This window comes from Shinella sp. 838, from assembly GCF_029623935.1.
GTDB lineage: Bacteria > Pseudomonadota > Alphaproteobacteria > Rhizobiales > Rhizobiaceae > Shinella.
Genome location: NZ_JARSBQ010000001.1, coordinates 868014 through 888268, shown reverse-complemented (window position 1 = coordinate 888268; position 20255 = coordinate 868014). Strand labels below are relative to the sequence as shown.

The window sequence follows — 20255 nt, the reverse complement described above, 5'->3', positions numbered from 1 at the left end:
CCCTTCTTTGCCCCGGATTTGTGGCAACCAAAGCGCCGGGCGGCAAGCGGATGAAGCGGGTTTATTAATCGATGATTTCGATTAGACTGCCGCAAAACATTTGGGAAATGCGGCGCATTCATGCAAATCATCCTGATCGAGACATTTCTGGACCTGATGGAAACCCGCAATTTCAACCGCACGGCGGAGCGGCTGAACATCACGCAATCGACGGTGACGCACCGCATCAACGCGCTCGAGGCGATGTTCGCTCGAAAACTCTTCGCGCGGAACAAGGGCGGCACGCAGCCGACGGCCGCCGGCCTGCGCTTCCTCGATCATGCAAAAGCTTTGCAACATCAATGGCATGAGGCGACGCGCGCGGTGGAGACGGCCGGCGCCTACGAGCGCTCCATGCGCATCGGCCTGCAACACGATCTTGCCGCCCACTATGCCGGCGACTGGCTGGCGGCGGTGCGCAGGGAATTGCCGGCCACCTCGATCTATCTGGAGGTCGATTATTCCGGCCAGATGAACCGCGACCTCGGCGCCGGCGACCTCGACCTCGCCATCCTCTTCACGCCGCATTACCTGCCGGACCTGCATTACGAGCGCATCGGCGAGGTGCATTACGAGATGGTGAGCAACAAGGTCAGCCGCATCGAGGACGTGAAGGCTGAAGACTATATCCAGGCCGTCTATTCCCCCGCCTTCGACCGGCTGCACCGGCAGGCCCATCCCGAGCTTTCGACCGCGCCGATCGCCAGCGGCGAGACGACCGCTATCCTCGCGCTGATGCAGAAACTCGGCGGCTCGGCCTTCGTGACGGAAGCCGATGCCAAGCGGCTGCTGCGCACCGGCGCGGTCAGCCGCGTGGCGGGGGCAGAACCGATCGCGCAGGCCGTCTATGCCGCCGTCAACGTGCGCACGCGCCACGCCCACCAGCACCGGCGCATCATCGCCACCCTTCAGGCGCTGCTTGAAACCGGGCGGTCACATGCCTATGAACGGCCGGACCGCATCTGACGAAGGGAATCGTTCATGGCCGCCCGCGACCGCTATTCGCGCAAACTCGAATGCGCCATGTGCGGCCATTCCGGCTATGCCGAGGTTTCCGAAGACGACATGCCGAGCCGGGCGCATCCGGATTTCACGGTCGATTCGCTGCCGCACGGCTTTGCCACGGAGCGCGCCTCGAAACATCCCGACAAACACATGATCCGCTGCCGTTGCGGCCATGTCTTCAAGTTCCGGCAGAAGACCGCCTATGCCGAAGGCGGCGAGCCGCGGCGGTAGGGGCCTACCCTCGCGCCGCCGCCTCTCGGACCGAATTATCCCCGCCCGACGAACGGCATCGCCGTCGCCATGACCGTCATGTTCAAGACATTGGCGTCGAGCGGCAGGCTGGCCATGTAGACCACGGCATCGGCGACGTGTTTGACCGACATGGTCGGCTCGCTGACGATGTCGCCGTTCGGCTGGAGGATGCCGGCGCTCATGCGGGCGGTCATGTCGGTCGCGGCATTGCCGATATCGATCTGGCCGCAGGCGATGTCGTATTTGCGCCCGTCGAGCGCCGTCGACTTGGTGAGGCCGGTGATGGCGTGTTTCGTCGCCGTATAGGGCGCGGAATTCGGACGCGGCGTGGTGGCGGAAATCGAGCCGTTGTTGATGATGCGCCCGCCGCGCGGGGTCTGGTCCTTCATCAGTTTGAAGGCCTGCTGGGTACAGAGGAAGGCACCCGTCAGGTTCGCTGCGAGAATGCTGCTCCACTCCTCGAAGGGAATGTCCTCCAGCAGCGCCGGGGAGACGTTGGAGCCGGCATTGTTGACGAGCACGTCGAGCCGGCCGAAATCACGCCTGACCGCCGCAAAAGCTGCAGCGACCTCGGCGGGATCGCCGACATTGCAGAGGATGGCGCGCACCGGGCTGCCCGTTTCGCCGGTAATGAGGGCGGCAGCCTCCTCCAGCACCGCGGCCCGGCGCCCGGTGATGACGACCGCATAGCCCTCGGCGCTGAGGCTCCTGGCGATGGCAAGGCCGATGCCCGTGCCGCCGCCCGTCACCAGTGCGATCTTGCCTGTGCCGGTCCGTCCCCATTCGGTCATGTCGTCCTCCTCTTTTGACGCGTCCCTTCGGTTTGCGCGAAAAGGACACCCGCTGCAAGGGATCATGAAAAAGTCCCCGGCATCAGCCGGGGACTTCGCCGCGTCCGTCTGCGGAGGATCTCAGAACAGCGCGGCGGTGCTCTTCAGCGTCACCCAGATGCCCCAGAGGAGCGGAAGGCCGACGATGGCCCAGGCGAGCACCGCCCTGGCATCGAGCCCACCCTTGCCGATGCCGAAGGACCCGGTCGGGCCGGCATTGGCCGCTGCCGTCTTCGCCTGCAGGGAGGCGACTTCCTCGTCCGACATGAACCACTTGTCTGCGAGCGGCCGGACGAACAGGTTGGCGATGAGGCCGAGAGCCAGCATGCCGGCAAGGATGTACATCGTGCCGGTATAGAGCGCCGGCCCCGGCTCGACACCCGCTGCGATCTGCGCCTCCCGGATATAGTTGACCACGACAGGACCGACGATGCCGGCGGTCGCCCAGGCCGTCAGCAGGCGGCCATGGATCGCGCCCACGAACTGCGTGCCGAAAATATCCGCAAGATAGGCAGGGACGGTGGCAAAGCCCCCGCCATACATCGACAGGATGATGCCGAAGGCGAGCACGAAGAGCGCCTTGCTGCCCATATCCGCCAGGGTCGGGGCGAGCGCGTAGAGCACGATGCCGAGGATGAAGAAGGTGTAGTAGGTGTTCTTGCGTCCGATCTTGTCGGAGAGCGAGGCCCAGACAAAGCGCCCGCCGATGTTGAACAGCGAGAGCAGGCCGGTAAAGCCGGCGGCAATCGCCGCGATGGCCGCCTTCTGCTCGGTGTCGAGCTGACCGAAGCTCAGCTCCGGCTGACCGATGAGGCGCCCGCCGAAGATCTCCTGCAGCATCGGCGAGGCCATGCCGATGACGCCGATGCCGGCCGAGACGTTGAGGCAGAGCACCAGCCAGATCAGCCAGAACTGCGTCGTCTTGTGCGCATCACGCAGGTGCACGTGTTTCGTGGTGATCATCGTCGACTTGGAGGCCGGTGGCGTCCAGCCTTCCGGGCGCCAGCCGGCCGGCGGAATGCGGTAGCCGAAAGCCCCACCCATCATGAAGCAGAAGTAGATAGCGGCCATCACGAGAAAGGTCTGCCAGACCCCGGCCGTCACATCGGTCTTGAAGGTGTTCATCAGGAGGTTCGCCAGAGGAGCGCCGATCATCGCGCCGCCGCCGAAGCCCATGATCGCCATGCCGGTCGCCATGCCGCGCCGGTCCGGGAACCATTTGATCAGGGTAGAGACCGGGGAGATGTAGCCAAGGCCGAGGCCGATGCCGCCGATGACGCCCGCCCCGAGCCACATCAGCCACAATTGATGGCTCATCACGCCAAGCGCCGCAACGACGATGCCGCCGCACCAGCAGCAGGCCGAAACGAAGCCCGCCTTGCGCGGGCCGACGCGCTCCAGCCAGCCGCCCCAGATGGCCGCCGAACAGCCGAGCAGCACGAAGAACAGCGTATAGATCCAGCCGAGATCGGCGACGCGCCAGTTGCAGCTCGTGGTAAAGAGCGCAGAGACGAGGTTGAGATCGGCGCAAGCCGGATCCGTTACCGGAATGGCCTTGGACAAAGGCAGCCAGAACACGCTGAAACCGTAGGCCATGCCGATGCAAAGGTGAATGGCAAGCGCAGCCGGCGGAACAAGCCAGCGGTTGAAGCCGGGTTTGGCGATGATACGCTCCCGGTCGAGGATGCTGCCGGAATAGTCGCCGGCATAGGTCTCGGTCGATGCAGTCATTGGGTCTCCTCCGCGACGCACCTCTCGGTGCGAAGATTTTCGTGATGGGGAGTCGGCGAACGCCGCCCTTCGACACCCGGATGCCTGCATCCCTCTTGCAGACGGCCGGAAGCCGAACCTCCCGCGCGGAGCTTTGCAAGGCGCATGCCAAAGCGGATTTCATTTGAAATCAAAAACTTGAAGAAGAGAGCGGATTCAAAATGGACAGTTTGTCCGTAAACGCCGGACAAACTGTCCGGTCAGGCTGCCTCGGGCAGCCAGATGGTGAAGGCGGCACCCTCGCCCGGGCGGCTCGTGACCGCGATGGCGCCCCCCTGCCGCGTCACCAGCGTCTGGCTGATGGAAAGGCCAAGGCCCGTACCCTCCTGCCGCTTGGTGGTGAAGAACGGGTCGAAGACCTTTGCGACGAGATCGGGCGCCATGCCGACGCCGGTATCGCTGACGACGATCTCCACGCCCGGGCGCCCGCCACGGTCGCTGTCCCGGGTGACGATGCTCAGCCTGCCGCCATCGGGCATGGCGTGAATGGCATTGACGACGAGATTGACGACGACCTGCTGGAGCTCGGTGCGGTTCATCAGCACCAGCCGTTCGGCCGTGTCCTCCAGCCGAACCTCGATCGCCGCCTTGGCAAGCAGGTGCTGGACGAGCGGCAGGCAATCGGCCACCGCCATGCCCGGCGCGTGGCGATCGACGAAACCGGCGAATTCCTCGGGCTTGGCGAACTGCAGGAGCTTCGTGACGATCTGGCTGACGCGCTGGATCTGCTCGTCGAGAAGCTGGAACTCCACCTTCGCCAGCTCCGCCCGGTCGCCGACCACGGAGCGGATGACCTCCAGGTTGCCCTGCATGACGGCGATGGGATTGTTGATCTCATGGGCGACACCGGCGGTGATTTCGCCGATCGCGGCAAGCTTTTCCGACAGGATGAGCTGTTTCGTCGTCGCCTCCAGTCGGCGATTGGCGAGCTGCAGCTCCCGGGTGCGCTCGTCGACGCGCGCGTTCAGCTCCTCGTTCCAGCGGCGCAGCTCCAGGTCGTTCTGTTCTAGCTTGTTCAGGAGATCATCGAGATGTACGGCGACGCGGCCGATCTCGTCCTGGCTGTCGACCGGGCCGGTGCGCGCGCCAAGATCGCCGCTTTCCACCCGCGCGATGGTGGCGTCCACCCGCTCCAGAGGCTCGAAGATGCCGCGCGCCCAGCGCAGGAAGATCGGCACGCTGGCCGCCGTGATGGCGAAGAAGGCGGCGACGATGGTGAGAACCGTCTGGTACTTTGCCGCCGTGAACGGCGCCTCGAGGAAACCGACATAGAGCATGCCGACGCGCTGGCCGTGACTGTCGGTGATCGGTTCATAGGCGGAAATGTACCAGTCATTGACGACGAAGGCGCTGTCGAGCCAGGTGCGCCCCTCGCCGAGCACGGCCGAGCGCACAGCGGCCGAAACGCGCGTGCCGAGCGCGCGGCGCCCTTCGAACAGGCGCACATTGGTGCTGATGCGCACATCGTCCAGGAACAGCGTCGCCGTTCCCTGGCTGCCCTCCGGCAGGCTCGCCTCGCGGTAGACGAGATCGTTGATCGTATCGATGAAGACGAGGTTCTGGTTGAGCAGGATGCCGCCGACGAGTACCGCATTGCGCCCGTCGCCGAGCGTGACGGGGCTCGCGCTCTGCACGACCATGCCGCGCGTCTCCTCCGTGCGTTCGGTCGGCACCGCATTCGTCGTCGAGACGAGCGGCAGGCGCGCGCGGGCGGCAAGATCGGGCGAGAGCCGCTCAAGGTCGGCGTTCTCGAAAATGTCCACGCCCGTCGCCGGTTTGCCGGCCAGCGCGTCGCGGATGACCGGCCAGTCGGTGCGCAGCGTCTCGGCGGTGGTCGCGGTCACGGAGACGACGAGCCTGCCGTCCGGCGTGACGACATAGAGGAAATCGAGCTCCAGCCGCGCCCGCGCCTCGTCAAGCAAGGTCTTCAGCGCGCCGTTGTCGCCGGCGCTGTCGCGGAACCGCACGGAGCCGCCGAGCGCGGTGACATGCTCGCCGGTATTGTCGAGGATATGGGCGAGATACTGGTGCGCGATGGTGAGGTCGCCGTTGACCTTGGAGATCAGCGTCGCGTCGAACTTCTCGTTCCAGCGGTAGACGGTGATGCCGAGCAGCAGCGGCAGGATCACCAGCATCGGCAGAAGCGCGATGGCCAGCAGCCGGTAGCGCACCGAGCGCGCCGGCCGGATGACGCCCTGCCTGCCGTCAGCCATCCCAGGCCGCCAGCTTGCGGTCGATCGTCTTGCGGGAAATGCCGAGCTGGCGCGCCGCCTCGTCGCGCCCGCCATGGCAGGCGGCAAGCACCGAGAGGATATGGCGCCGCTCGACATCGGCAAGCGACCCGCCCTCTCCGCCGGCCGGCGCCAGCACCGGCCCCTGCCCGAACCCATCCGGGAAACGGCCGAGGATCAGCGTGCGCTCGATGAGGTTGCGCAGCTCGCGGACATTGCCCGGCCAGCCGTAGGCCGACAATGCCCGCCGGGTCGCTTCGTCGATCGGCACGGCGGGCATGGCCAGCTGCGCCGAAAGCTTCTTCATGAAGAGAGCGGCCAGTTCCACCGCATCGCCGTCGCGGTCCTTCAGCGGCGGAAGATGGATCTGCATGACATTGATACGGAAGAACAGATCAGCCCGGAAGCGCCCCGTCTGCACCTCCTTTTCCAGTTCCGCATTGGTGGCGAAGACGAAGCGCAGGTCGACCGGCACCTCACGCTCGGAGCCGACGGGCCGCACCTTGCGGTCCTCCAGCACGCGCAACAGCTTGCTTTGCGTGGCCGGCGGCATCTCGCTGATCTCGTCGAGAAACAGCGTGCCACCCTGCGCATGCAGGAACAGGCCTTCGCGCGCCCGCTCGGCACCGGTGAAAGCGCCCTTCAGGTGGCCGAACAGCTCGCTTTCGATCATGTCGGGCGGGATCGCCCCGCAATTGACCGGCACGAAGGGTTTGGCCGCGCGGTCGGACAGCGTGTGCAGCGAGCGCGCCGCCACCTCCTTGCCGGTGCCGGACTGGCCGGTGAGCAGAACGGAGGTCGGCAGCGGCGCGACGCGGGCGATGGTGTCGCGCACGCGGGCGATGGCCGAGGATTCGCCGATCAGCCGGTCGCGCAGGAGGATATGGTCGGAGGTCGCCTTCAACTCGTAACGCAGCACGTAGTTTTCGCGCTGCAGGCGGATGCGGTCGAGGCAGCGTGCGACGGCGTTGAGCAACTGGTTGGAGCGGAAGGGTTTCAGGATGAAATCGACCGCGCCGGCCCGCAGCGCCTGGATGGCGGTTTCGAGATCGGCATAGGCGGTCATCAGAATGGCATCGGCGAAGAAGCCGATGGCGCGCTGTTCGGCAAGCCATTCCACGCCGTTCTTCTTCGGCATGATGTTGTCGAGAATGACCACGTCGAAATGATTCTGGTCGAGCTTGCGCGTGGCCTCGTCCGTATCGGCCGCCAGTTCCAGCTGACGGCAGCGCGGCCCGAGCGTGCGCATCAGGAAGTTGCGCATGCCCGGCTCGTCGTCGACGACGAGGATCGAGGCCTGCGCCAGCCACGGCCCGAATTCCGGGTCGGCGGACGTGTCGCGCAGCACGCGCACGGCTTCAGTCGGCACCGCATCTCCTCCCGATGGTCAGGCGCTTCAGCTTTGCCCGCCCGAATGCAGCAGCACTGCACGCTTTTGCCCGGACGGCTTGAACACCTACCATAGAAAGCCGCCGCCGCGAGCACAAGGCGAGCGCGGCGGCGGGCCGGGAGGAATTGTCAGGAATGGAGATGAATGCGCTCACGGCGCTCACGCATCGCCGCAAGTTCCTGTTCGATATGAATTTTCCGGGCATCCTCCATCGCCGCGGCGATGGTTTCGCTGATCACACGCACACTGTCTTCAGAGATGAGCGGCGATGCCCCCTGGCACTCCGCTGCATGCAGTTTGCAAAGCGCGCTGGCGAGCAGCCGCGCATAGTCTTCCGGTTTGCGACCCATGTTCCCCACCTTTTCTGATTAGAGCCACAGAAAACCACACAATGAGGCAAAAAGCCACAGTTTTCTCACATGCTAATGGAAAAAATTGTGGGCATATCCGCACGGCTCTCCACGCAGAAACGCCGGAAAACGAGACTGTTCAGAAATGAGGCAGGGAAAGTGCCGGGCGGGCGTCAGCGTGCGGGCGGAAACACGATGTCTGCCTGGAAACCGTCAACACGCCCGGCAATGGGCGATGTCAGAACGAGGCTGGCACGCATCTGCGCCAGCAACCGGTCCGCAATGGAAAGCCCGAGACCGGAGCCCGCGGCAAGCGTTCTGCCACGGGAAAAGCGCTTGCGCACTGCGACGAGCTCCGCCTCGCTCATGGCCGGAGCGCCGTTGCGGATGCTGACCGCGCCCGTTTCGGTGAGGAGGATCTCGATCGGCTCGTCCGCCCGCCCATGCAGCAACGCGTTTTCGACGAGGTTGCGCAGCACGATGGCGAAGGCGTCGGCCGTGCCTTCGCGCTGGGCCGGTCCTGCAAGATCGTTCCGGAAGCGGATGCGGCTGGCCTCATCCGATGCGCGCTGGAAATCCGTGACGACGACACCGAGCACATCAACGAGGTCGAAGGTGGTCTCGCTGACGCCGATCCCCGCTTCGGCGCGGGCAAGCTGGAGCAGCTTTTCGGTGAGCTTCGTCAGCTTCTGCAGGGAAGCTTCGATCTGCTGGGCGCGCGCGCGGGTCGGGGCATCCTTCAACTCGGCCATGAGCAGCTGCGTCTGCGCCAGCGCACCGGCGATCGGCGTGCGCAGTTCGTGGGCGCTGTTGGAGGTGAATTCCCGTTCCGCCGCCAGCACGGCGCGCAGCCGCGCAAGCAGGAGGTTGACGGAGCGCAGGATCGGCTGCAGCTCCTGCGGCAAATCCACCGCCGCGATTGCCGCAAGATTGCCGCCATCCTTCTCACCGATCGCCGCCCGGAGCGTCTCGACCGGGAGAAGCACGCGGCGCACGACGATCCAGACGGCCAGCACCGTGACCGGCACGATGAGCAGGACCGGCAGCAGCAGCGCCAGCGAGCCCTCGACCATGGCCTCCCGTCGCTCCTCGGCCGAATCCTGCACCTGTACGAAGATGGAGCCGTCCGCCGTCGCGGCGGTGTAGATCCGGCCCCGCTCGCCATCCCTAAAACCCACCTTCAACGGCCCGTCGAACGGCTCCGCCGAAGCTGTGTGCGAATGCAGCAGCACCCGGCCTTCGCGGTCGCGCACCTGATAGGTCAGGTACTCCTCGCCGGGCTGCGAGGGCGAGCGCTCGATCCGCCGGGGGACATTCAGGTCGTCGCTGCGGTTGAGGTCGTCAATGACGAGCGGCACGAGGCGCTCGGCGGTCTCCTGCAGGGAACTGTCGAAGATCTCGCCGAACTCATCCTGCATGACGAGCGCGCCGAACCCCACCGCGACGAGCCAGAGGCAGGTGGTGATCACGGTGATCCACAGCATGAGCTGGCCGGCAAGGCTCTTCGGCCGGAAGGCGCTTGCACGCGGTTCCCTGCTCTCCGGCGCGGTCTCCGTCATCGGCCAAGCCTGTAGCCGATACCGCGCAGGGTCTCAACGCAATCCTTACCGAGCTTCTTGCGCAACCGGCTGACATAGACCTCGACCGTGTTGCTCTCGATCTCCGCCCCGAAGGCATAGAGCGCCTCCTCGATCTCACCCTTGGAGACGACGGCGTTGGGCCGCGTGGCAAGGCGCGCCAGCACCGCCCATTCGCGGCCGGACAGGTCGATCGGCGCGCCATCGCGCAGGACCCGGCGGTCGGCCAGCTCGATCGCCAACGAGCCGGATTCCAGCACCGGCAGGGGCGACGCCGAATAGCGCCGCGCGACGGCGAGCATGCGAGCGCCGAGTTCACCGAGATTGAACGGTTTGACGAGATAGTCATCCGCCCCGCTATTCAGGCCCTCGATGCGGTCGGAAATCTGGTCATGCGCGGTGAGGATGATGACGGGCACAGTGGCACCGGAACGGCGAAGGTTCTTCAGCAGCGAGAGGCCGCTGCCGTCGGGCAGGCGCAGGTCCAGGAGAACCAGCTCGTAGCCGACCGCCTCGGCCGCCATGCGGCCGTCCTCGAGCGTCTGCATCCAATCGACCGCATGGCCGAGCCCGGCCACATAGTCGCGCACCGCCTCGCCCAGAACGGCATCATCCTCGATCAGCAGAACCCGCAAGTGCCCGTCTCTCCGCATACCGGCAGCAGCACGCCGACAGGCCTGCACGCCACCTTCCGAATCCGGAGAATACACGGGAGAAGCCGGGCTTGCCATCGCCCATCCCGGTCAGGAAACGGCGCCGAGCCGGCAGGATGACATGAGGTCGAGCGCGGGGTCGCGCACCTTCGTTTCCACGCGCATCATGCCCAGAACGGTATGGAAGAGCTTGTCATGCGATTGCGGCTTCAGCGTTTCCGCATCGAGACAGGCTTCGGAATAGGCGGCCTTGGCATCCTTGCCGAGCCAGAGCACGAAGGGCACATGGGTCTGCTCGCCCGGCGCGATCATGTAGGGCGCACCATGCAGATAGAGGCCGAGCTCGCCGAGCGATTCGCCGTGATCGGACATGTAGAGCATGGAGACGTCGAGGCTGCCCTCCGCCTTCTGCAGCCGGTCGATCACGCCGGCAAGGACATGGTCGGTATAGGCGATGGTGTTGTCATAGGCGTTGACGATCTCCTCGCGTGTGCAATCGGAAAACTCGGCGCTGCGGCAATCCGGCTTGAAGCGGCGGAATTCCCCGGGGTACCGCAGCCAATAGGACGGGCCGTGACTGCCGATCTGATGCAGCACGAGCACCGTGTCCTTCTTCACCGAGCCGATCCAGGCGTCGAGATTGTCGAGCAGCACCTGGTCCTGGCACTCGCCGCCCGAACAATAACGCGGGTTGCCGCCCGCGATCAGCGAACGCTCCTTCACGCGCGCGGCGATCTTCTTGCTGCCGGTATTGTTGTCCCACCATTCGACATCGACACCGGCACGGGAGAGCACGTCGAGCAGGTTCTCGGTCTCCAGCCCCTTGCGGTGCGAATAGTCGGCGCGGGTGTAGACGGAGAACATGCAGGGCAGCGAGACCGCGGTCGCCGTGCCGCAGCTCGCCGTATCGCCGAAGTAGCGGATGTCCTTCGTCTTCAGCTCGGGATTGGTCTCACGTTCATAGCCGCCGAGCGAGAAATTGGCGGCACGCGCCGTCTCGCCGGCAACGACGACCATCAGCCGCGGCTTGCGCTCGGTGAAGGGACCATCGACGACGCGGGCATCCGTCCCCAGCGGAGCGGCCACCACGTTGCGATCCGCCGATTGGCCGGCGGCGAACTGCACGGCAGTGACGAGCGGCACGATGGGGTTCAGCGTCTCGAACCAGTCGTGATGCGACCGGACGGTGGCGGCATAGACGCGGGCATGGGAAAGGCCGGCGACCAGCGCGATGACCAGCGCAGGCAGGATGATCGCGAGATTGGCCCGCAGCTTCCAGAAGAAGGTGTTGTGGCGGACCTTGACCCACACGAGGAGCGCCGAGGGCAGCACGCCATAGACCAGCATGTGCAGAACGAAACCTGGGGTGATGAGGTGCCCGGCCTCCGCGCTGTTCGTCTCGGCCGCATTGCGGATCATCTCCATGTCGATGATCACGCCATACCGGTCCATGAACCAGGCGCCCGCGGCGCTTGCCAGGATGAGCAGGATGAAGATCGGCTTCATCACATATTTCACGGAGACCGCGACACAGAGCGCAATGTAGAGGCAGGCGATGCCGACGGCGATGGAGAAGAACGTGGTCGGCCGGCCGTCGAGGTAGAGCCAGCCTTTCGACCAGAAGCTGCGGTTGGTCAAAGCGAGCAAGTAGAGCGCCGTCAGGATGCTGACGGCGATGCTGCCGAGTTGCGGCCGCCAGAAGGCGGGGAAGCCGGCCTTGCCGGTTGTTTCGCGCATCGGATGTCCTTTCGAAAGCGTCTCCGGCAGCCCGCGGGCCGCCATCCCGCGCCCTCCCTGCCCCGCGAAACTGACAGCCGCCTGAACGACGCCGGCGACCGCGTTCAGCGCAGCGTCAGCTTGGCAGCGGATAAGACGCACAGTCGTGTATGAGGTGATGCGTGAAATCGAGACTGCTGCACCCGGGCATGCTGTTCGTGACAGCCCTGGTTTTCATGGTTCTGGCGATCCCCCTCGCCCAGATGCAATTTTCAAGGCCGCACGGCCAGGACGTGCGTCAGGTGCTGCTGCTGCGCGCAGGCTGAAGGAGAAACCGATTGTGCTTTGCAATCGGATTTGCGACAACATCCGCAGCTGCGGAGGTTGCCATGAAACCCGTTCTCTATGCCCATCCCTTTTCCAGCTACTGCCAGAAGGCGCTGACGGCGCTTTATGAAAACGGCACCGACTTCGACTACCGCCTGCTCGACCACACCGATCCCGATAGGCTGGCCGATTTCGAGAGGCGCTGGCCGATAAAACGGTTCCCGATCCTCGTTGACGGCGACCGCACGATCCTCGAAGCGAGCATCATCATCGAATATCTCGGGCTCCATCACCCTGGCCCGGTCAAGCTCATCCCGGACGATCCGAAAGCGGCGATCGACGTGCGCATGCTCGACCGCTTCTTCGACAACTACGTCTCGACACCGCAGCAGACGATCGTCTTCAACGCCATCCGGTCGGAGGACGAGCGCGATCCCTACGGCGTAGCGCAGGCACGCGACATGCTGGAACGCGCCTATGCCTGGCTCGACACACATATGGACGGCCGGATCTGGGCTTCGGGCGACCGCTTCACACTGGCCGACTGCGCCGCCGCCCCCTTCCTGTTCTATGCGGACTGGACACACGCCATCGACCCGGCCTTCGCCCGTGTGCACGCCTATCGCCGGCGCCTGCTCGCCCGCCCCTCCTTCGCCCGCGCCGTGGACGAAGCCCGCCCCTTCCGGAAATTCTTTCCGCTCGGGGCACCCGATCGCGACTAGGGAAAATTCATGGGCTTCCGCCCAGCGACTAGCCGGCCCGGCAATGCCGTCGCTCATCGGCCGTGGCCTCGCCCTCGATGTCGGTGATGACGAGGATCGGCAGGGCCTGGCGCCTGCCGGCAATCTCGTGGTCACGGCCCTCGACATGGCCGCGCAGCACAAGCCGGCCGTAGTAAAGCGCGTCCGTCTCGCGGATGCGCTGCTGGTCCACCTCGGCAAGCCCGCCGATATCGGGAGAGACACCGCGGAACTCCTCGCCGCTGTCGACATTGCGGGCGGTCGAGGACGGGCAAGGCGCCTTCACGCAGCGAAGGCCGTTGTCGCAGACGACATAACGCCCCTCGGCGGCAGCGAGCGGAGAGGCGAACAGCGGAAAGGCAACAACCACAAGGGCACGAAGGCGCATGCATCATCCTCCCTCGGAATTACGGCCAAAGCGCGTTACTTGCGGCCATCCCGCTCGCGGCGCATTTCGGCGAGCGCACGAATGGCATCCTGCCGCCCGGTCTCGCCCAGCGCTTCAAACAGCCGCATGGCATCCACGCGCATGCCGAGGTTCTTGTAGGCATAGGCACGCAGCACCATCAGGTCCGCCGGCTCCGCATGGTACTGGCGGCGCTGGTCCAGGAACACCAGCGTTTCGCGATAGCGCTGCGCACGAAAGCTGCTGACGGCTCGATCGCCGAGGATCGCCGTCTGCAATTCGGCGACGCGGCCCTGTTCGAGCCTGGCCTTGGTGGCGGAGACCGCGGCATCGCTCGTCAATCCGGCCCGCAGATAGGCAAGGCTCTGGCCATAGGCGGCGTCGCTGCGCGTGCGCCCCTCGCCCGCCAGCGCCGCTTCGAAGGCCTGCGCGGCCTCCAGCGGCCGGTTGACTTCCATCAGGCACCAGCCGAGCGAAAGCGCGCCTGCTGCCGAAAGACCGCTGGGATCGCGCGTGCTGCGGCAATCCACGGCGCCCTCCATCCGGCGCACCGTGCGGGCGCCGCGCTGCGGCTTCAGCGCAACCTCCTCGACCACTTCGCGCAGCGGCACCCGGCGCTCGGTGCGGGCGATCCGTGCCTGCCGGTCGCGCAGCACCGGAGCAGCCTCTTCGCTCGTGTCGCGCTCGCCAAGCAGCGCGATGCGCTCGGACCGCTCCGCCCAGGCCTGCTTGACGGCGGCAAGACCGGCGCGGTCCTCCAATCTCAGCCGTGCGACGCCAAGGCCGTAGGCGGCAGGCTCATAGTCGGCCTTCCATTTCAGCACCTGCGAAAACCATTCCTCCGCCGTTTCCGGCTGATCCATGGCGAGCGCATACCAGCCGAACTGTTCGCCGGTCTCGGGATGTTTTTCCTCCAGCGTCACCTGCGCGATGCGACCGAGCACCTTGGCATCGAGCTTCGGCGGCGGATCGAGCGCCAGCAGGTTGGCGGTGGCCGCGAGATAGGTCTGCATCGCCTGGTCGGAGGTCGTGCGCCAGGCATACATCACATCCTCCGCCTCGACGGGCATCTTGCGCGCCAGGAGGATGAGGGCGAGGCCCTGGGAAGCCGAGGCGGAATCCTCGACGGCGCGTGCCTTGCGGAAGAAGGGTTCGGCCTGCGCATTCTGATCGCGCCGCAGATGATACCAGCCGAGGAGCAGCGCGTCGGAGGCGAGCCCCTCGTCCGTCACCAGCTTTTCGACGAGCTTCAGATAGGCCGGCGCCACGGTGATCGTCGCATCCTCGTCGCCCTCGCCGACGAAGCGACGGGCAAGATCGTTGCGGATCACGTCGAATTCCTTGACGCCATCGGCGCCGGTCCGCTCACGGGCGACGAGGTCCTGCATGTCCGCATAGCCGAGCAGGGTCGAGGCCTTCTGCACGGTCGCGATACGGATCGGCCCGTCAGAGCAATTGTCGAGCATGTAGCCGTAGGCATCCTTGGCGCGCTGCACGCGCTCGGTCTTCACGAAGGCTTCGGCAACGCGCCAGAGCACATCGGCATCCGAGCAGGTGAGCAGGCTGGGTGTTTCCGCCCCAAGACGCACGACATCCTCGCTGCGCCCGGCATTGGAAGCCGCCACCAGTTCGGCACGCTTTTCCGCCACGTCGAGACGATCGACAAGATCGGCGGGCGGCGTCCATTGCGGGTCGTCCTGCTGGCGCTTGGCGATCGCCGCGCGCACGTCGGCATACCGCGACTGGGCGTAGAGCGCCCACATCGCCTCGAGCTGGCGGTCTTCGTTGACCGGCACGGCAAGCGGATTTTCCGGCGGTATCCAGGTCGGATAGAGCGTGCGCAGACGGGCGATTTCCGCATTCAGCCGGGCCGTATCGCCGCGCGCCGCGAAATAGCGCAGCGCGCTTTCGTCGACCACCGGCTTGTTCTCGACGGGCTCCACGACGGCCGTCGGCTCCGTACCGGTCCCGGCCGTCTGCCCGGCCTGCTGCGCCTGCGCGATTTCCACGCGCGACTGCTTGGTCAGGGCGGAGGACGCTTCATCCAGGCTGTTCGTGGTAACCTCGTCGGTGCCCGCGCCGAGGTGCGGCAGGCCCTTCACCAGACCGGCGGGCACGCCAAAGGATACGCCTGCGACGCTGGCTGCGCCGGCGGAGACGAGGACGAACGCCACGAGGATCGACTTCATCCCGAATTTCCTTCGGTCCATCACTGCCACCACAGCGCCAAGCATCAGTCATGACGCACGAGGGACGCTGCAACACTTCAGTCGGCCCGGACGGTCCACAGCGACACCATGCGCCATGAACGATGGGACGTGTCGTTCTGTCCCCCGGATGAGCCAACCAATCGTGATAAAACCCCGATAGGGTTAACCGACGGTAAACACGCGCCCTCAGACTTCCCTACCGAAGCGGCGCAGAAGGCCGGATGTGGCAATGCCGAGCAGGATAGACAGCACGCAGAACACCACCGCATAGGCGAGGATATTGGAGGACAGCCAGTTCGCCGCGACCAGCCGCATGTTGGAGAAGGTCCAGGGCTGCGTCGCCACGAAGCGCGTTCGGCTGACCGGGCGTGTGTCGAGCGCGTCCACATCCTTGCTGTCCAGGCTGACATAGCCGTCAAGCTGCTGCCAGCGATCGTTCTGCGCGACCGCCACCATCCCTGCCTTGAGATCGGCCCCCGTCGGTGCGGAAAGCACGGTCCAGGTCGCGCTTTCATCGGGGCTGTTGCCTTGCGCCACCAGGAAGCGCGCCGTATCGCCGGGCGCCACGAGCGACTCCGCTCCCGGCAGCAGGCGAAGCGAGGAGAGCGGGATGTCGAAGGTCTCCTGCAGCCAGGCCTCGAACGCGGAAATCTGGCCGCGCCACGAACTGCCGCGCACGCGTGATTGCCATTCGTCGAAGGCCTCCTGCGTCGCGCCGTGCTGTCCGCCGCCATCGACCGGCCCGCCCCAGGCGGAGGCGCTTTCGGCTGCGATATGCGTCTGTCCGAGCACGAGCGGGGGAAGCTGCGAGATCGTGCCGACGAGGATGGCATTGCGCTCACCGATGGCGAGCGCCGAGGATTCCGGTCGCACCTGCAGCGCCCGCCCGCTCGAGACTGCCATCTTGCCGAGGAAGGTGGCACTCGTCGACAACGTGTCCGCATCCAGGCGATCAAGGTAGAGCGCCATCGGGTCGACCTGACCGTTATAGGGGAACCCCGTGCCCGAGAGCGCGGCAAGATTGGGCAGCTGCGCGACGCGGGCAAAACGCGGCATGCGGAACTCCGAGGAATCGAACAACGCAAAGCGCGGCTCGTCACTGGCGCTCGCGCCCGGGGCGCAGATCTTGTCCGCCTCCGTCAGGAGCGCGGTCTCGATGTCGATGCGGTTCGGCCCCGGCCGGAAATGCCGCATGGTGACGCGGATCGGCAGGTGGCGGAAGATACCGCCGTTGCGGTTGGTGATCGGCACGGTCGTTGCGATGTTGCCGTTCACATAGATGTCGATATGGCTGCCGGGCAGCACTTCCGGCGAATAGGCGGCATCGAGCAGCAACGTCGCCTCGCCGTAGGCATCCGCGTAGAAATCCGGGGGGATGCCGATGTCGAAGCCGGTACGATAGCGCCGGCCGCTGAACTCGCCGGTGCGCACGCCGAGCGCGGAAAAGCTGAGAGACGTCTCGCCGGACAGGAGCGGCATGTCGGTGCCGTTGCGCTGGCGCACGCTGAGCGCCTCGCGCGTCACGCCGAGCGGCCGGTCGATGGGCGAGACCATGCCTTCCACGGCCCCCTCGATCGACGGCCAGTCCGGACCGCTGACGACGAAGACCTTGCGATCGCCGGCCGGCGCATCGACGAAGGTGGCGACAGCCGAGGAGCGCGCCGTCGCCGGCAGGCCCGGCAACAGCGGCGCGAGATCGCCGGCCGTGCCGACCAGCACCGTCAGCTCACCGGCACCTGCCGTCGCCGGCAGCGTGTCCGTCAGATCGAATGTCTGGTTGGGCATCTTCGCCATCAGCGCAAGGCCCTGGCTGAGCCGCATCAGCGCATTGGTGGCAACGGGCTGGCCCATTTCCGGCACGACCATGACGAACTTCGTCTGCCCCGTCGGCCCGAGGCCGATGGCGGCGATGTCGTCGGTCGTCAGCAGGCGGCCACTCGTGTCGCGCGGCACCGTCAGATAGGTGCGGGACGGGTCGAGCGACGTCCAAAGGTCATAGGTCGAGCGGATCGTGCAATCCGTCCGGTGCCGGTGCACCGCGTTGAAGGTCACCCGGTTGATGCCGGGGCGAAGCAGGCCGGCCGGCAGGTCGAAGCGCACGTCCTTGACGCCCTCCGCCGACTGGACCGGAACCTCGCCGACGACCGCATCGTTGACGATGACGCTGAGCCGCGAGATTTCCGGGGCCACCACGACGGCATTGGAGTAGCCGAGATTGATCGTCGTCGCGCTGCCCGCTTGCTGCGGGGTCAGGAAAAGCGGGAAGGAATGGCTTGCGACCTCCCCTTCCAGAAGCAGCGATTTCGCGGAAATGATGTAGCGCCGGAGACCGAGATCCGGCGTCGCGGCCTTCTTCTCCGGCTGCTTCGTTTCCTGCGCGGTGGGCGTGCTGCCCTCCACCTTGGGCGTCTTTTCGATGGTCGGACCGCGTTCGCCGGACATGTCGAAAGGAACGGACGTATCCTGCGCCAGGGCGACGGATGCGGACAGGGCGAAGGCGAGGCCGGCAAAGACGGCCTTGACGGTGAGGACGTTCACGATGTCGTCTCCCCCTTGCGAGCGCCGCCGAGGCTGCGCGCGAAATAGAGAAGCCCGCGGCTCGTTTGGTAAAGGGCGATGCCGAGGAACCAGAGGGTCCCGCGGAAGAGGCCGGGATTGTAGCGGCGCGAGACCTGGAAGTCGCTCCACTGGTTGGAATTGGCGAAGATCAGGTCGGCGACGAGCGAATGGTGCCGCGCCACTTCCGGCATGAAGCGGCAGCCGACGGCGCTCACGCTGCCGAGGTTTTCGACATTGCGCACGTCGACCGGCAGGGCCTCCTCGTAGTGCGCGCCGTAAGGCGTGAAACGCAGTTGGCAGCGCGCCCCCGTCGCCAGATCCGGCTCCAGCCCGAAGACCTGCACCCGCGCGCCGTTGGCCGAGACATTTTCCAGCGTCGAGGGATATTCGCGGCCGTCGATGATGAACGTGCAGCGCCGCTTGACCGTCACACGCCGGCTCGCCGCCCGCTCGCTGCGTTCCGACACGACGCCGAGCGCGCAGCCCGCGATGATGAGGTTAAGCAGGTTCCAACCGCCGACGACGAAGGTGACGTCCGCCTTGTAGGGCTCCGAATAGAAGCGGTAGATGCTCATGAGGAAGGCGACGAACAGCACGGCGAAGATGACGAAGAACGGCCGGCTGATCTCCGAAAGCCGCGATTCGCGGATCGACTCGTCCTTTGCCGTCACCTTGAAGGTCGGCTTGGTCGGGTTGAGCATGACCGATACGACGGCGGGCAGGAGATGCACGCTCTGCACATATTCGTAGAGCTCGGAAATCCAGGGCCAGCGGAACGAACCGTAGAGATAGTTCTGCATCATCAGGTTCACGAGCATGTAGGCGAGCGTGTAGCCGAGGAATTCGCCGCCGGAGGCCGTGAAGATTTCCAGATCGAAGAACAGGTAGAAGAGCGGTGCGAAGAGGAAGATGGTTCGCGGGAACGGGAACAGCCAGAACAGCATGGACGACATGTAGCAGAGCCGCTGCGCCAGCGAGAGCCCGCGCTTGAACAGCGGGAAACGGAATCGCAGGATCTGCATCATGCCCTGCGCCCAGCGGCTGCGCTGGCCGATGAAGCTGGCGAAGGTGGCGGGCTGCAGCCCGGCGATCAGCGGCTTGTCGACATAGACGCTGTTCCAGCCGCGCGAATGCAGCGCCAGCGCCGTCTCGCAGTCCTCGGTGATGGAAAGGCCGGAGAAGCCGCCCGCCTCGTTGAGCGCTGTGCGCCGCAGCACGGCGGCCGAGCCGCAGAAGAAGGCGGCGTTCCACTTGTCGAGGCCGCGCTGGATGATGCCGTAGAACATCTCGTTCTCGCTCGGCATCGTCTCGAAGGTGCGCAGGTTCCGCTCCAGCGGATCCGGATTGAGGAAGAAGTGCGGGGTCTGGACGAGGAAGAGTTTCGGGTCGTCCGCAAAATAGCCGACGGTCTCGCGCAGAAAATCGCGGGCGGGTGCGTGGTCCGCATCGAAAACGGCGATCAGCTCGCCGGTCGAGTGCTGCATGCCGTTGTTCATGTTGCCGGCCTTGGCATGCTCGTTGCGGGCGCGGGTCAGATAGTTGACGCCGAGATCGCGGCAGAGCGTCTGAAGCTCGCGGTGGCGGGCCTCGGCCGTCTGCGCCTCGATCACCGCCGCGGCATTGCGCTTCTGCTCCGTGCCGCCATCGTCGAGCAGCCACACGGTGAGCTTGTCCGCCGGATAGTCCATCGCCTTGGCGGCGGCGAGCGTGTTGGCGAGAAGGCCGATATCCTCGTTATAACTCGGCACGAAGACGTCGACGGAGGGCAGCCTGCCCTCCTCCGCCAGCCGGCTCTTGCGCGGCGGCAGGGGCATCGCCACGACGAAGAGGCTGAGCGCCAGCATCATCACGCTGTACATTTCCGCCAGATAGAGCAGGAAGCCCGGAATGAAGTTTTCCAGCTGGTTCAGGGGCGGCAGCGTGCTTGTGGTGCGCCAGTAGACGTAGCGCAGCACCACAGCCGTGCCGAAGGCGAGCGCGATCAGCCGCCAGATGCCCTCGGCGCGCAGCACCTTGATAACCGCCATGAAGGTGACAACAGCGATGCTGGCGATAAGTTGCGTCTGCAGATTGATGGGCAGGGTGATAACGAGCATCACCAGGGCAGAGACCAGCGCCCACAGGAGAATCGTGCCGATATGTCTCATACGCCGTCCTTCGCCATCATAGCGCGCTCATTCGAGAAAACCTTACGCACCAT

The 20255-nt window shown here is 65.6% G+C and carries 16 protein-coding genes; 4 read left to right on the top strand and 12 right to left on the bottom strand.

Annotated features, from left to right (window positions below; translation table 11 throughout):
• Window positions 1–120: 120 nt before the first annotated feature.
• Complete coding sequence (locus tag P9A16_RS04225) at window positions 121–1005, top strand: LysR family transcriptional regulator (RefSeq protein WP_023512349.1); 885 nt, start codon at window positions 121–123, stop codon at window positions 1003–1005.
• Between the two features lie 15 nt (window positions 1006–1020).
• On the top strand, window positions 1021–1275 hold the full coding sequence (locus tag P9A16_RS04220; protein ID WP_023512348.1) for a hypothetical protein: 255 nt from the start codon (window positions 1021–1023) through the stop codon (window positions 1273–1275).
• 35 nt (window positions 1276–1310) lie between these two features.
• Here the strand turns inward: P9A16_RS04220 and P9A16_RS04215 are convergent, their stop codons facing one another.
• The 8 genes from P9A16_RS04215 to P9A16_RS04180 form a co-directional block, all read right to left on the bottom strand.
• The gene (locus P9A16_RS04215; protein WP_023512347.1) at window positions 1311–2087 is read right to left on the bottom strand and encodes an SDR family oxidoreductase; all 777 of its coding nucleotides are present in this window, start codon (window positions 2085–2087) and stop codon (window positions 1311–1313) included.
• Window positions 2088–2207: 120 nt separating this feature from the next.
• Window positions 2208–3857: an OFA family MFS transporter gene (locus P9A16_RS04210; protein WP_023512346.1), complete on the bottom strand. Its 1650-nt coding sequence runs from the start codon at window positions 3855–3857 to the stop codon at window positions 2208–2210.
• Window positions 3858–4096: 239 nt separating this feature from the next.
• Entirely contained in the window at window positions 4097–6109 is a 2013-nt protein-coding gene (locus P9A16_RS04205; RefSeq protein ID WP_023512345.1) for a sensor histidine kinase, read from the bottom strand.
• Window positions 6102–7496, bottom strand: coding sequence for a sigma-54-dependent transcriptional regulator (locus P9A16_RS04200; RefSeq protein WP_023512344.1), 1395 nt, complete (start codon window positions 7494–7496; stop codon window positions 6102–6104). The genes P9A16_RS04205 and P9A16_RS04200 overlap by 8 nt, the downstream gene beginning before the upstream one ends.
• A gap of 149 nt (window positions 7497–7645) precedes the next feature.
• Window positions 7646–7867 (bottom strand): hypothetical protein, encoded by a 222-nt coding sequence (locus P9A16_RS04195; RefSeq protein WP_024270484.1) that lies wholly within the window; start codon window positions 7865–7867, stop codon window positions 7646–7648.
• A gap of 173 nt (window positions 7868–8040) precedes the next feature.
• Window positions 8041–9426: a sensor histidine kinase gene (locus tag P9A16_RS04190; protein WP_023513324.1), complete on the bottom strand. Its 1386-nt coding sequence runs from the start codon at window positions 9424–9426 to the stop codon at window positions 8041–8043.
• Entirely contained in the window at window positions 9423–10079 is a 657-nt protein-coding gene (locus tag P9A16_RS04185) for a response regulator transcription factor (protein ID WP_023513323.1), read from the bottom strand. Before P9A16_RS04185 ends, P9A16_RS04190 begins: the two co-directional genes overlap by 4 nt.
• 108 nt (window positions 10080–10187) lie before the next feature.
• On the bottom strand, window positions 10188–11834 hold the full coding sequence (locus tag P9A16_RS04180; RefSeq protein ID WP_037406938.1) for a phosphoethanolamine transferase: 1647 nt from the start codon (window positions 11832–11834) through the stop codon (window positions 10188–10190).
• A 161-nt stretch (window positions 11835–11995) separates the two neighbouring features.
• Here P9A16_RS04180 and P9A16_RS04175 point away from each other — a divergent pair, with 161 nt between their 5' ends.
• Window positions 11996–12139, top strand: coding sequence for a hypothetical protein (locus P9A16_RS04175; protein WP_023513321.1), 144 nt, complete (start codon window positions 11996–11998; stop codon window positions 12137–12139).
• Window positions 12140–12202: 63 nt separating this feature from the next.
• Complete coding sequence (locus tag P9A16_RS04170; RefSeq protein WP_023513320.1) at window positions 12203–12862, top strand: glutathione S-transferase family protein; 660 nt, start codon at window positions 12203–12205, stop codon at window positions 12860–12862.
• Window positions 12863–12890: 28 nt separating this feature from the next.
• Here P9A16_RS04170 and P9A16_RS04165 read toward each other — a convergent pair whose 3' ends face one another.
• The 4 genes from P9A16_RS04165 to bcsA form a co-directional block, all read right to left on the bottom strand.
• Window positions 12891–13268 (bottom strand): hypothetical protein, encoded by a 378-nt coding sequence (locus tag P9A16_RS04165; protein ID WP_023513319.1) that lies wholly within the window; start codon window positions 13266–13268, stop codon window positions 12891–12893.
• Window positions 13269–13303: 35 nt separating this feature from the next.
• A complete protein-coding gene (locus tag P9A16_RS04160) occupies window positions 13304–15475 on the bottom strand; it encodes a hypothetical protein (RefSeq protein ID WP_023513318.1) in 2172 nt (723 codons plus the stop codon).
• A 207-nt stretch (window positions 15476–15682) separates the two neighbouring features.
• Entirely contained in the window at window positions 15683–18034 is a 2352-nt protein-coding gene (locus tag P9A16_RS04155) for a cellulose biosynthesis cyclic di-GMP-binding regulatory protein BcsB (RefSeq protein WP_278025556.1), read from the bottom strand.
• Window positions 18031–20202 (bottom strand): UDP-forming cellulose synthase catalytic subunit, encoded by a 2172-nt coding sequence (gene bcsA / locus P9A16_RS04150; protein ID WP_024270485.1) that lies wholly within the window; start codon window positions 20200–20202, stop codon window positions 18031–18033. Before bcsA ends, P9A16_RS04155 begins: the two co-directional genes overlap by 4 nt.
• Between the last annotated feature and the right edge of the window lie 53 nt (window positions 20203–20255).